Source organism: Sulfitobacter sp. GN1-4 (assembly GCF_055693825.1).
On record NZ_JBVFUQ010000003.1, the window covers coordinates 2,057,171 to 2,069,558 of the forward strand.

The window sequence follows — 12,388 nt, forward strand, 5'->3', positions numbered from 1 at the left end:
GCGATCCGATGAAGGCGCCGAACGGACAATGGACTGACCTAAACGCCCGGATGGGCGCGGGGGCTGTCATGGTCGTGATTGGCCTGGTTGGTATTTGGCTGGGCGGTCATGTGTTTCATGCGCTGGTGGCGTTGATCAGTGGCCTGATGGTCTGGGAGCTTGTGGGCATCCTGCGCCCCGGTGTGCGCCATCTTCAGCTGCAAATGGGCGGTCTAACCGGTGTCGCGCTGTTTTTGGCGATCTACCTGCCTGTCGGCTTTGCCTTACCTTTGCTTCTTGCGCCTGCGTTAATCGGCTTTGGCCAGTTGGAACGTAACCGAACCATTTTCATGAGCTTTACGGTGATGATCCTGCTTGCAGGCTACGGCATGATGCAGGTGCGCGATGATCTGGGCTTTGGCTGGATGCTGTGGCTGGTGCTGGTTGTCGTCGTGACGGATGTCGTGGGCTATTTTGCCGGGCGGATCATTGGCGGGCCCAAGTTCTGGCCTGCGGTCAGCCCCAAGAAAACCTGGGCGGGCACTGTCGCGGGATGGATTGGTGCGGCTGTCGTGGGGCTTATCTTTTCCATCAACACCGGCGTCGGGGTGCAGCTGATGGGCATTTCGGTCGCGGTCTCCATGGCCTCCCAGATGGGGGATATGGCGGAATCCGGTATGAAAAGAACCATGGGCGTAAAAGACAGCTCAAACCTTATCCCCGGTCACGGCGGGCTGATGGATAGGTTTGACGGGATGCTGGGGGCGGCCTTGTTCTTGTTGGTCATCGGTCAGTTTATCGGCTTCCCACCCGGGTTGGGCTGAGAATGCGGCGGGTCACGATCCTGGGGGCGACAGGCTCCATCGGGCAAAACACCATTGATTTGATCGCCCGCAACCCAGATGCTTTTGATGTTGTGGCCCTCACGGGGGCGGGCAACATCGCGCAGCTTGCGCGGGACGCCACTGCGTTAGACGCGGATGTTGCCGTAACAGCAGATGAGACGTTGCTGCCCGATCTCAAGGCGGCCCTGCAAGGCTCAGGTGTCGAAGCCGCTGCAGGCACTCAAGCGTTGATTGAGGCGGCCTCCCGTCCTGCAGACTGGGTGATGTCAGCAATTGTGGGTGCGGCTGGTCTGGCACCCGGCATCGCCGCACTGGAGCAGGGCAGCACACTGGCCCTGGCCAACAAGGAATCGCTGGTTTGCGCCGGGGCGCTGGTTTTGGCCACAGCAGAGCGGCACAAAACCCAGATCTTGCCCGTCGACAGTGAACATTCTGCGGTCTTTCAGGCGCTCATCGGCGAAGACATGGCGGCGGTAGAGCGGATCATCATCACCGCCAGCGGCGGCGCGTTCCGCGATTGGCCGATTGAAAAGCTGGCAAACGCGACGTTGGATCAAGCCTCCAGCCACCCCAACTGGGACATGGGGCAACGGATCACCATCGACAGCGCGTCGATGTTCAACAAGGCGATGGAAATCATTGAAACGCGTGAATTTTTCGGCGTTGATCCCGCTCAGATTGAGGTGTTGGTCCATCCGCAGTCCATGATCCACGCCTTGGTTGGGTTTCATGACGGCGCGCTAATGGCCCATGTCGGTCCGCCGGATATGCGCCACGCCATCGGTTTTGCGTTAAACCATCCCGCGCGGCACCCCTTGCCTGTGGAGCGGTTGGATCTGGCCGCCATCGGCAAGTTTGAGTTTCGCGCCCCCGATGAGGCGCGCTGGCCCGCCCTGCGCCTGGCACGCGAGACGATGCAGGCGGGCGGCATGACCGGCGCGGTGTTCAATGCGGCGAAGGAAACTGCGCTGGATGGATTTATAGCGGGTCAAATCGGCTTTACGCAGATGTCCGATGTGGTCGATGAAACGCTCAGCGAAATGGCCGCGACCGATGGCCATATTGATGCCACGATGACCCTTGATAACGTCCTGCGGACGGACCATTTGGCACGTAAGGCCGCTCAAGCGGCAATCAGAAAAAGAGCAGGGTAGTGCATTGGATGTTTTAGGGCTTTTACCGCAGTTTGGCGGGCTGATCTGGACTTTGCTGGCTTTTGTCATCGCTTTGTCCGTGATCGTGGCGGTGCATGAGTATGGCCATTACATTGTAGGTCGCTGGTGCGGGATCAAGGCGGATGTCTTCTCGCTGGGCTTTGGCCCGGTGCTGTGGTCAGGCGATGACCGGCACGGCACCAAATGGCAAATCGCGGCCCTGCCGTTTGGCGGATACGTGAAGTTTGCCGGGGATGCCAACGCAGCCTCCGGCAAAGACGTGGCAGCCATGGCAGCGGTCGAAGGCACCAAGGCTGCACGCCACACCATGCACGGCGCTCCGCTTTGGGCGCGCACGCTGACGGTGGCGGCTGGACCTGCGTTCAACTTCGTGATGTCCATCGCGATCTTCTTTGCCGTAGCCTATAACTCTGGCGTGCCGCGCGATCCGCTGACGGTCGGTGAGATGCGCACTTTACCCGCGGCTGGGTATGAACTGCAGGCCGGCGATGAGATCCGCGGCATCAATGGCGTCGCCATTCCTCAGGATGATGTGGCCTATTCGGCCTTCCTGGCTGATCTGCCGGTGGGCCCAACGCTCAGCTACGATGTGAACCGCAATGGCCAAGAGCTGTCTGTTGACGGGCCGTACTTCCTGCCGCCGCTGGTACTGCGCGTTGTGCCGCAGTCCGCCGCGATTGAGGCGGGCCTGCGCCCCGGCGATGTGATTACGGGTATTGATGGCCAGGACATCTATGCCTTCAAAGAGCTTAAGGCCGCCGTAGAAGGCTCAGACGGCGCCCGCTTGCGCTCAGCGTTTGGCGTGCGGGCGAAACGCTCGAATTCACCATGACACCCAAGGCGGTGGATGAACCCCAGCCTGATGGTTCTTTCAAGCGGGCCTTGCGCATTGGCATCGCGGGCGGCACGGCGTTTGAGCCTGCCACCGAAACGGCCAGCGTCGGTCAGGCGCTCTCTGGCGGGGTGGAGAACACCTGGCGGATCATCACCGGCTCCATCTCAGGCCTGCGCGAAATGATTGTGGGCAACATCAGCACCTGTAACCTCAGCGGGCCTGTTGGCATTGCTCAGGCCAGTGGTGCGATGGCAAGCCAAGGCGCGCAATCCTTCATCTATTTCATCGCGGTGCTCAGCACGGCTGTCGGGCTGCTGAACCTCTTCCCGATCCCGGCGCTGGATGGTGGGCACCTGACGTTTTACGCCTATGAGGCCGTGACCGGCAAACCACCCAGCGACAGCGCGCTAAAGATCCTGATGACCATCGGTCTGACCTTGGTGCTGGGCTTGATGATCTTTGCGTTAGGAAACGATATCTTCTGCCCGTAAACGGGACTGGGAAAACGAAAGAAAAAGAGCTGCCAGAGAGATTTGGCAGCTCTTTTTTCGTGATTGCCACAAAGCGGACACAATTCGTCAAAATCGTGCCCTAAACGGTTGGTATTCACTGCATGAACGCAAGAGGACGTACACATGCAAGCCATTCAAAGTTCATATCGCGGACTGAGCCTTCTGATGGTGCTCAACTGGGATCGCGCGCTTTATGTGGGCACGATTGCGCTGGCATTGTCAGCTGCTGCCTTTATGGGATCGCTTTAATCTGCGGCCATCGGCGCTTTATTCGCTGTCACCATTTGATTTCACATTGAAATGTCCAAGGCCGCCTTGGGCATTTTTCGGTGTGTGGTTTTGACAAATAGGCCTAACCTCCTTACTCAGGCTTTAACGAAGTCAAAAGAGTGGGTTGTAACCATGAGACTGGGTGGTTGGGGCGCTGCGCCCCATGATCAGGGCAGATCCATGAATATTGCGAAAATGCTGCGAAGCACATCTGTTTGTGCATTGTTATCAATTGCTTGGTTGGCACCTGCACAAGAGGGCCTTGCCCAGCAGTTCCAATTCAATGCGGTTCAGATCAACGGGAATGAGCGTATTGGCGACAGTGCGATCATCAGACAGGCTGGAATCAGCCGGGGTCAGGTGGTCACTGGGGGCCAGGTAAACGACGCTTTGCAGAACCTGCAAAGCTCAGGTTTGTTCGAAAGTGTTGAGGTAGAGCCACGCGGCAATACGCTGGTGATTACGGTTGTGGAATTCCCAACCGTCAACCGCGTCCGCTTTGAAGGCAACCGCCGCATTGACGACGAAGCGCTGGAAGCGCTGATCGGCTCAACAGAGCGGCGGGTGTTCAACCCAACGCAGGCCGAACAGGACGCTGCCGCCATCGCCGAGGCCTACAACAACGAAGGCCGCATCGCGGCCCGCGTGCAGCCCCGCATCATCCGCCGGGATCAAAACCGCGTTGACCTGATCTTTGAAATTTTCGAAGGCGACAACGTTGAGATTGAACGGCTGAGCTTTGTCGGCAACCGCCAGTATTCTGACCGGCGCCTGCGCCGTGTGCTGGGCACCAAACAGGCGGGCATTTTCCGGCGTCTTATTGGCCGCGACACCTTCCGCGAAAGCCAGGTTGAGGTCGACAAGCAGCTTCTGCGCGATTTCTATCTGTCGCGCGGCTATGTGGACATGCGCACAACCGCCGTTAACGGCCAGCTGACAGAGGAACGTGACGGTTTCTTTGTCTCCTACAACATCATCGAAGGGCAGCAATTCCGCTTTGGTGAGATCAATTTGGTCTCTGAGATGCAAGGCGTCGATGCGGACGCTTATCGCAAGATTGTCAAGGTCCGCCCCGGCGTCGTTTACTCGCCGACTTTGGTAGAGCAGGACATCGCCCGGTTGGAGCGTCAAGCCATTCGCGATGGCATCGACTTTATGCGCGTAGAACCGCGTGTGGAACGCAATGACCGCGATCTGACCCTGGATGTCACCTATGTCATCACGCGCGGCCCACGGGTGTTCGTGGAGCGCATCGATATTGAGGGCAACACCACCACGCTGGACCGTGTGATCCGGCGCCAGTTTGACAGTGTTGAGGGCGATCCCTTCAACCCGCGCCAAATTCGCCAAGCCGCCGAACGCATCCGCGCGCTTGATTATTTTGAGGTGGCCGAGGTCAACGCACGCGAAGGCAGCAGCGGTGAACAGGTTGTCGTCGATGTCGACGTCGAAGAAAAACCCACCGGCGCGCTGAACTTTGGCGGATCGTTCTCAAACAACGATGGCTTTGGTGTTGCGATCAGCTTTGCTGAGGAAAACTTCCTGGGCCGTGGCCAGCGTCTGGCGCTGTCGGTCTCAACGGCTGAGGATGCCACACGTTACGGCATCAACTTCGTTGAGCCTGCGGTCATGGACCGTGATCTGGCCTTTGGCATCAACATTGACTACGCCGAAACCAACTCCTCCTTCTCCTCTTTTGATACCAACCGTCTGGTGTTCCAGCCGTCGCTGTCCTTCCCGGTCAGCGAAAATGGCCGCTTGTCGCTGCGCTATACCGCAGAGGAAATTGAGATGGTTGCGCGCGACCCCGCTGAGCATGGGGCGACCATTGGCGGTGACATCGCTTCGGGGGCGCAATGGTCTTCGGCACTCGGGTATGAATACACCTATGACACGCGGCGTACGGGCCTTGATCCGACTGCGGGTGTCTTGTTCCAGTTCAGCCAGGATTTTGCGGGCCTGGGCGGTGACAGCAAGTTCATCAGAACCGTCGCAAAGGTGACCGGCGAAAAGCGGATCTTCAACGAAGATGTCACCCTCCGGGCGACATTGGAAGGTGGCGCACTGGCTTGGCAAAGCGGGACAAACCGCGTTGTTGACCGCTTTATCCTTGGCCCGTCGATCATTCGCGGGTTTGAGCCCGGCGGCATCGGCCCTCGCGACATCGGCACGGATACCAATGACCCACTGGGTGGCAACCTGTATCTTGCGGCACGGTTTGAAGCTGAATTTCCGCTGGGCTTGCCTGAGGAATATGGCATCTCTGGCGGGGTGTTCTATGACGTGGGCAACCTGTGGGACCTGGATGACGTGAACTTGGGCGGTGGCAACATTGTCGGCGAAGGCGGGTCATTCCGTCATGTGGTCGGCGTGTCGCTGTTCTGGGAAACCCCCGTGGGGCCGCTGCAGTTCAACTTCTCCAAAGCGTTGCAAAGCGAAGACTTTGACGAAGAGCAATCGTTTGAGATCACGCTGCGCACGCAGTTCTGATCTGATGCGCCGGCGCTTTGCCGCTTGCGTTTTTGCGACAGCACTTTGTGCTCTATCGGGGCCTGCGCTGTCGCAGCAGGCCTCAGGCCCGCTTGAGACAGGCACGATTGTCAGCCCGGTGCTGACAATCGATCCCGAACGGATGTTCCGCGAAAGCGCCTTTGGCCGCCGCGTGGCGGATGAGATTGAGACGCAAGGTGCGGCGTTGACGGCGGAAAACCGTCAGATCGAAGCAGATCTTGAAGCCGAAGAAAAAGAGCTGACAGAGATGCGGGCCACCATGACGCCCGCTGATTTTCGCGCCCTTGCAGATGCGTTTGATGACAAGGTCCAGCAGACACGCGCGGAGCAAACCGCCAAGGGCAGGGCGCTTAATTCCCTGCTGGATCAAGAGCGCGAGGTTTTCCTGAACGCCGCAGCCCCAGTGCTGGAACGCCTGATGCGGGACGCAGAAGCAGCCGTCATCCTTGAGCGGCGGTCGGTCTTTGTCAGCGCCTCCGCCATCGAAATCACGGATGACGCGATTGCGTTACTGGATGCAACATTGGGCGACGGCAAGAACTGAGCGCAGTTGCCCGTACTTCGTGAAATTGCTAGCCCTGTAAATGACAGACACAAAAGGACTCCGCATGAGCCAAGAAACGAAACGCGCTGATATTCAGACAATCCAGCGCATCCTGCCGCACCGCTATCCGTTTCTGCTGGTCGATAAGGTGGAAGAGATCACCGGCACAGATTCAGCCGTTGGCTATAAGAATGTCACCATGAATGAGCCACACTTTCAGGGCCATTTTCCCGGCACACCCATCATGCCCGGCGTCACCATTGTTGAGGCAATGGCCCAAACCGCGGGCGTCATGGTGGGGGTCGCGCTGGATCAGTTGGACCAGGACATGCTGATCTATTTCATGTCGATTGATAAATGCAAATTCCGCCGCAAAGTGATCCCTGGCGATGTCTTGCGCATGGACCTTAAGACCTTGCGCGGCAAGGCCGGTGGTAAGATCTGGCGTTTCTCTGGCGTGGCCACGGTTGAAGGTGAGATGGCCGCCGAAGCGGAATTCATGGCGATGTTGGATTTGCCAAAATGAGCAACATTCATCCCTCCGCGGTGATCGAAGAGGGCGCGCAAATAGATCCCAGCGCCAAGGTAGGCCCGTTCTGTGTGGTGGGGCCTGAGGTTGTCTTGCACGCGGATGTGGAATTGAAATCCCACGCCATTGTCACGGGGCAAACGGAGGTGGGCGAAGGCACGATCATCTTCTCTTTTGCCGTGATTGGCGAAATCCCTCAGGATTTGAAATTCAAGGGCGAAGCCAGTCGGCTGGTGATCGGCAAGCGCAACCGCATTCGCGAGCATGTGACAATGAACTGCGGCACCGAAGGCGGTGGCGGGGTCACCAAGGTGGGCGATGACGGGCTTTTCATGGCGGGCTGTCACATCGCACATGACGCGCATCTGGGGGACCGGGTGATTGTCGTGAACTCAGCCGCTGTGGCGGGGCATTGTGTCATCGAAGATGACGTGATCATCGGTGGATTGTCCGGTATTCACCAATTCGTTCGGATCGGCCAGGGGGCCATCATCGGCGCTGTGACAATGGTGACAAATGATGTGATCCCCTACGGCCTGGTGCAGGCTCCACGGGGCGAGTTGGACGGCCTGAACCTTGTAGGTCTCAAGCGGCGCGGCGTGCCACGGGCGGACATCACCGCTTTGCGTGCGGCATTTCAGATGCTGGCACAGGGTGAAGGCACCTTCCATGACCGCGCCCGCCGCCTTGGCGACGAAACAGAAAGCGACCCTGTGCGCGAAATTGTTGCCTTCGTGATGGCCGATACCGGTCGCCATTTCCTGACGCCGAAATGAGCCTTGCGTTGATCGCAGGGCGAGGGCGTCTGCCCGCTGAGGTGGCCGCCGCGCAAGAGGTGGCACCGCTGATCTGCGGCTATGACGGCATGTTGCCTGATGAGGTAAAGGTCGACGTTACTTACCGGCTTGAAACCTTGGGCAGCTTGCTGGTTCAGTTGGGTGAGAAAGGCGTCACAAGGGTTTGTTTTTGCGGCGCAATTGACCGTCCCGCTTTAGATCCGTCAAAGCTTGATGCGGAAACACTGCCGCTGGTGCCGCTGTTTCAAAAGGCGATGGCGGCAGGGGATAATGGCGCGTTGCAGATCCTGAAAGAGATCTTTGAACAAACCGGATTTGAGGTTGTCGGCGCGGATGAGTTGCTGCCGGATCTGGTGGCCGAACAGGGCGTGTTGTCTGAGGCTTGGCCAGATGCGCAGATGCGCAAGGATGCCGCGCGCGGTGAGGCGGTTCTGGCAGGGCTTGCCCCGCTCGATATCGGGCAGGCCTGCGTGATTGGGGCGGGCCAGGTTTTGGGGATTGAGGCCATGGGCGGGACCGATCACTTGCTCAGCACGTTGCCCGCCAACGCAGGCAGCATGCGGGCGGTATTGTGCAAAGGGCCCAAGCAGGGGCAGATCCGCGAAATTGATATGCCAACCATTGGTCCGGCCACCATAAAAGCGGCCCATGCCGCAGGGTTAGCGGGCGTGATCGTCGATGAGGGCGACGTGATCATCCTTGAGGCTGAGCGCTGTGCAGCGCTGGCGGATGACTTCGGCCTGGTGCTTTGGGCCCGGCGCGGGGGCCGGGTGAGGGTTTTCATCCTGGCCGGAGAGCCGTCTGGCGACAAGCTGGGCGGGGCCTTGATGGCCGGATTGAAATCGCTGGCCCCGGAGGTCACCTTTGAAGGCGTCGGGGGGCCGCAGATGGCGTCTCAGGGGCTGGTTAGCCGGTTTGATATGTCAGAGCTCAGCGTGATGGGGCTGGCTGAGATCCTGCCAAAGTACCGTGCGTTGATGGCCCGGATCAACGAAACGGCAGAGGCGGTCATCGACATGGCCCCGGATGTGTTGATCACAATCGACAGCCCCGATTTTTCATTCCGTGTCGCGCGCCGCGTAAAGGCCAAAAGCAACATCAGAACAGTCCACTACGTCGCCCCTACCGTCTGGGCCTGGCGCGCAGGCCGTGCCCAAAAGATCGCGCGCTATGTCGATCAGGTGCTGGCGCTTTTGCCGTTTGAGCCGCCCTATATGGAGGCCGCCGGGATGCGTTGTGATTTCGTCGGGCATCCGGTTGTGGCCGAACCCGTCGCCTCAGAGGCTGACGCGCAGGCCTTTCGCGACCGGCATGGCCTGGGCACAGCCCCCTTGGCGCTGATCTTGCCCGGCTCGCGCCAAAGCGAAGTGTCGCGCCTGGGCCCTGTCTTTCAACAAGTGGTCGCCCGGCTGCAACGCGACAGGCCCGCCGTGCGCGTGGTGATCCCTGCGGCGTCCCCGGTTGTGGGCGCGGTGCGACGGTTGACCCAGAACTGGGCAGAGGCGCCCATTATCCTGAACCCATTGGATGAAACCGTGAGCGATCCTGCCGCCGAAAAGCGCGCCGCCTTTCGCGCCGCAGACGTGGCCGTGGCGGCATCTGGCACCGTGTCCTTGGAGCTTGCAGCCAGCCAAACCCCAATGGTGATTGCCTATGATATGAGTTGGCTGAGCCGGCAGATCATTGGCCGGATGGTGAAGGTGGACACGGTGACCTTGGTCAACCTGGTGTCGGAAACCCGCGCCGTGCCTGAATTCATCGGCGCCAATTGCCGCCCCGGTCCCATCGCCACCGAGGTGCTAAAGGTCTTGGATCAGCCGGAGGCGCAGGACGTGGCCATGGCTTTGACCATGGAGCGTCTTGGCCAGGGCGGCGAAGCGCCCGGTTTGCGGGCCGCACGGGCTGTGCTGGAGGGGCTTGAGGGCTAAACGCAGGGCTAAGTGCTTTGGGGCGTGCGTTTATCTTAGCAGCGGCGATCCAACTGCACCGAGGCACCGCCTGGGCCTCAGCACCATCAGCCCTTGTGAATCCAACCACCGCCGAAAATTCGCGGACTTTCAGGATCATAAAACACGCAAGCCTGCCCAGGAGAGACACCTTCCTCAGGCGACAACAGCTCAACCTCAGCCGTCGTCTCAGACAGCGGGCGCAGAATCGCCTCGCGCGGCGGGCGGGTGGAGCGGACTTTGACGGCCATCGGCCAGGCCTCTTGCGACATCAGGGGCGCGTCGCCCAGCCAATTGATCTCTTTGACCGGGATGGTGCGTGTGGCCAGCATTTCCTTGGGGCCTACGATAACCTCTTTGCGGTCCGCATCCAGTTTGACGACATAGAGCGGATCGCTTAGCCCGCCGATGCCCAGCCCGCGCCGTTGTCCGATGGTGTAATGGATGATGCCATCATGTTGGCCCAACACGTTGCCGTCGACATCCACAATTTGCCCCGGATCTGCCGCCTCGGGACGCAGTTTGCGGATGACCGACGCATAATCCCCGTTTGGCACAAAACAAATGTCCTGGCTGTCGGGCTTCATCGCCACGCCCAGCCCGTATTTGGCCGCCAAGGCGCGTGTTTCGTCCTTGGTAGGCAGATGGCCCAATGGAAACCGCAGAAACGACAACTGCTCTGGCGTGGTGGAAAAAAGAAAATAGCTCTGATCACGGCCAGCATCGGTTGCACAATGCAACTCAGGGCCCGCTGGCCCCATCTTGCGTTGGATATAGTGGCCAGTGGCCATGCAATCGGCGTCCAGATCCTTGGCCGTCTCAAGCAGATCCTTGAATTTCACCCGCTCATTGCAGCGGATGCAGGGCACCGGCGTGGCCCCAGCCAGATAGCTGTCGGCAAATTCGTCGATCACCGCGTCCTGAAACACATTTTCATAGTCCAGAACATAGTGCGGAAAGCCCATGTCCTCGGCCACGCGCCGGGCGTCGTGGATATCAATACCCGCACAGCAGGCCCCCTTTTTGGCCAGCGCCGCCCCGTGGTCATAAAGCTGCAGCGTGACCCCGACCACGTCATAGCCTTCCTCGGCCAGCATGGCCGCCACAACGGAGCTGTCGACACCGCCTGACATGGCCACCACGACACGGGTGTCAGCGGGGGCTTTGGCAAAGCCAAGCGAATTCAGCGGTGGGGTCTGATCAAGAGGCATATCGGGCTCCGGGAGGTCTTGGGTGGGAATATAAGAAAATCCTAACTACTCACAAGGGCCAGCTTCATGGCGCGTTAAGCCACGGCATGCAGTTTCCGCTCAAAACGAGAGCAGGAAAAGACGGATGTATTTGAAGAAAGTGGATGGCCCGCGGTCGGTCACTTTGGCGGATGGCAGCATCATGAGCCAGGCCGATTTGCCCAAGGCGACAACCCGGCGTTGGGTGGCATCACGCAAGGCGGCGGTGGTGCGCGGGGTGGTGTATGGGCTGATTTCACAGGCTGATGCGCTCAAGCGATATGACATCAGTGAGGATGAGTTTTTGGAATGGGTCCGTGCCGTGACAGAGCATGGCGAGGGGGCGCTCAAAGCGACTGCGTTACAAAAATATAGACAACCTTAAGTTGCTGGCGTAGTTTTATTCACAGAGTAACGAGTGATTAACTTTTTTGTTCACGATCCAGTCCCATACGCAACGACGATCCGGAGGATGTGAATGCGCGTTCTGCTTGTAGAAGACGACCCAACGACCTCGCGCAGCATTGAATTGATGCTGACCCATGCAAACCTTAACGTCTATGCAACAGACCTTGGTGAAGAAGGCATCGATCTGGCGAAACTGTACGACTACGATCTGATATTACTCGATCTGGACCTGCCTGATATGAACGGGCACGAGGTTCTGCGCCAATTGCGGTTAAGCCGTATTGAGACGCCGATCCTGATTTTGTCCGGGTCCGATGATACCGAAAGCAAGATCAAGGGTTTTGGCTTTGGTGCCGATGACTATCTCACAAAACCCTTCCATCGCGAAGAACTGGTGGCCCGTATCCACGCCATCATCCGGCGGTCGAAAGGGCATTCTCAATCCGTGATTGAGACAGGGCAGATCGCGGTGAACCTTGATGCCAAAACTGTCAGTGTAAACAACCAATCCGTGCATCTTACCGGTAAGGAATACCAGATGTTAGAGTTGTTATCCCTACGCAAGGGTACAACCTTAACGAAAGAAATGTTCCTCAACCATCTGTATGGCGGCATGGATGAGCCTGAGTTGAAGATTATCGACGTCTTCATTTGCAAGCTTCGCAAAAAGCTCAGCAATGCAACGGGTGGCGAAAATTACATCGAAACGGTTTGGGGGCGGGGTTATGTCCTGCGTGATCCTGAGCCTGCTGTGATGGACCTGGCGGCGACAGGATAGCGGCAGGGCGGCCTTTGACGAAATCGCGCT

The 12,388-nt window shown here is 58.8% G+C and carries 11 protein-coding genes and 2 pseudogenes; 12 read left to right on the top strand and 1 reads right to left on the bottom strand.

Annotated features, from left to right (window positions below; genetic code table 11):
• Positions 1 to 8: 8 nt before the first annotated feature.
• The 10 genes and pseudogenes from ACZ1HM_RS10695 to lpxB all read left to right on the top strand — a co-directional run bounded on the left by ACZ1HM_RS10695 (position 9) and on the right by lpxB (position 9,925).
• A complete protein-coding gene (locus ACZ1HM_RS10695) occupies positions 9 to 803 on the top strand; it encodes a phosphatidate cytidylyltransferase (protein WP_472742760.1) in 795 nt (264 codons plus the stop codon).
• Between the two features lie 2 nt (positions 804 to 805).
• Positions 806 to 1,978: a 1-deoxy-D-xylulose-5-phosphate reductoisomerase gene (gene dxr / locus ACZ1HM_RS10700; protein ID WP_472742761.1), complete on the top strand. Its 1,173-nt coding sequence runs from the start codon at positions 806 to 808 to the stop codon at positions 1,976 to 1,978.
• Between the two features lie 4 nt (positions 1,979 to 1,982).
• Positions 1,983 to 3,325 (top strand): annotated as a pseudogene (gene rseP / locus ACZ1HM_RS10705) (RIP metalloprotease RseP).
• Positions 3,326 to 3,469: 144 nt separating this feature from the next.
• Entirely contained in the window at positions 3,470 to 3,595 is a 126-nt protein-coding gene (locus tag ACZ1HM_RS10710; RefSeq protein ID WP_472742762.1) for a hypothetical protein, read from the top strand.
• A 201-nt stretch (positions 3,596 to 3,796) separates the two neighbouring features.
• Positions 3,797 to 6,106: an outer membrane protein assembly factor BamA gene (bamA, locus tag ACZ1HM_RS10715; protein WP_472742763.1), complete on the top strand. Its 2,310-nt coding sequence runs from the start codon at positions 3,797 to 3,799 to the stop codon at positions 6,104 to 6,106.
• A gap of 4 nt (positions 6,107 to 6,110) precedes the next feature.
• On the top strand, positions 6,111 to 6,671 hold the full coding sequence (locus ACZ1HM_RS10720; protein WP_472742764.1) for an OmpH/Skp family outer membrane protein: 561 nt from the start codon (positions 6,111 to 6,113) through the stop codon (positions 6,669 to 6,671).
• 64 nt (positions 6,672 to 6,735) lie between these two features.
• Positions 6,736 to 7,197 (top strand): 3-hydroxyacyl-ACP dehydratase FabZ, encoded by a 462-nt coding sequence (gene fabZ, locus ACZ1HM_RS10725; RefSeq protein WP_472742765.1) that lies wholly within the window; start codon positions 6,736 to 6,738, stop codon positions 7,195 to 7,197.
• The gene (gene lpxA / locus ACZ1HM_RS10730; protein WP_472742766.1) at positions 7,194 to 7,976 is read left to right on the top strand and encodes an acyl-ACP--UDP-N-acetylglucosamine O-acyltransferase; all 783 of its coding nucleotides are present in this window, start codon (positions 7,194 to 7,196) and stop codon (positions 7,974 to 7,976) included. The genes fabZ and lpxA overlap by 4 nt, the downstream gene beginning before the upstream one ends.
• Positions 7,973 to 8,737, top strand: a pseudogene (locus ACZ1HM_RS10735) (LpxI family protein); the annotation flags it as partial. The gene lpxA and the pseudogene ACZ1HM_RS10735, both read left to right, overlap by 4 nt.
• 30 nt (positions 8,738 to 8,767) lie before the next feature.
• Complete coding sequence (gene lpxB / locus ACZ1HM_RS10740) at positions 8,768 to 9,925, top strand: lipid-A-disaccharide synthase (RefSeq protein WP_472744601.1); 1,158 nt, start codon at positions 8,768 to 8,770, stop codon at positions 9,923 to 9,925.
• A gap of 86 nt (positions 9,926 to 10,011) precedes the next feature.
• Here the strand turns inward: lpxB and mnmA are convergent, their stop codons facing one another.
• Positions 10,012 to 11,154, bottom strand: coding sequence for a tRNA 2-thiouridine(34) synthase MnmA (gene mnmA / locus ACZ1HM_RS10745; protein WP_472742767.1), 1,143 nt, complete (start codon positions 11,152 to 11,154; stop codon positions 10,012 to 10,014).
• Positions 11,155 to 11,278: 124 nt separating this feature from the next.
• Between mnmA and sciP the strand changes: the two genes are divergently transcribed.
• Both sciP and ctrA read left to right on the top strand, forming a co-directional pair.
• Complete coding sequence (gene sciP / locus ACZ1HM_RS10750) at positions 11,279 to 11,557, top strand: CtrA inhibitor SciP (RefSeq protein ID WP_472742768.1); 279 nt, start codon at positions 11,279 to 11,281, stop codon at positions 11,555 to 11,557.
• Between the two features lie 93 nt (positions 11,558 to 11,650).
• Positions 11,651 to 12,358, top strand: a complete 708-nt coding sequence (gene ctrA, locus ACZ1HM_RS10755) for a response regulator transcription factor CtrA (RefSeq protein WP_472742769.1) — start codon at positions 11,651 to 11,653, stop codon at positions 12,356 to 12,358.
• The last annotated feature ends 30 nt before the right edge of the window (positions 12,359 to 12,388 follow it).

Bases quoted from the DNA above. Each gene is read 5' to 3' on its own strand.
- ACZ1HM_RS10695 (WP_472742760.1), top strand. From the start codon at position 9: ATGAAGGCGCCGAACGGACAATGGACTGACCTAAACGCCCGGATGGGC.
- dxr (WP_472742761.1), top strand. From the start codon at position 806: ATGCGGCGGGTCACGATCCTGGGGGCGACAGGCTCCATCGGGCAAAAC.
- ACZ1HM_RS10710 (WP_472742762.1), top strand. From the start codon at position 3,470: ATGCAAGCCATTCAAAGTTCATATCGCGGACTGAGCCTTCTGATGGTG.
- bamA (WP_472742763.1), top strand. From the start codon at position 3,797: ATGAATATTGCGAAAATGCTGCGAAGCACATCTGTTTGTGCATTGTTA.
- ACZ1HM_RS10720 (WP_472742764.1), top strand. From the start codon at position 6,111: ATGCGCCGGCGCTTTGCCGCTTGCGTTTTTGCGACAGCACTTTGTGCT.
- fabZ (WP_472742765.1), top strand. From the start codon at position 6,736: ATGAGCCAAGAAACGAAACGCGCTGATATTCAGACAATCCAGCGCATC.
- lpxA (WP_472742766.1), top strand. From the start codon at position 7,194: ATGAGCAACATTCATCCCTCCGCGGTGATCGAAGAGGGCGCGCAAATA.
- mnmA (WP_472742767.1), bottom strand. From the start codon at position 11,154: ATGCCTCTTGATCAGACCCCACCGCTGAATTCGCTTGGCTTTGCCAAA.
- sciP (WP_472742768.1), top strand. From the start codon at position 11,279: ATGTATTTGAAGAAAGTGGATGGCCCGCGGTCGGTCACTTTGGCGGAT.
- ctrA (WP_472742769.1), top strand. From the start codon at position 11,651: ATGCGCGTTCTGCTTGTAGAAGACGACCCAACGACCTCGCGCAGCATT.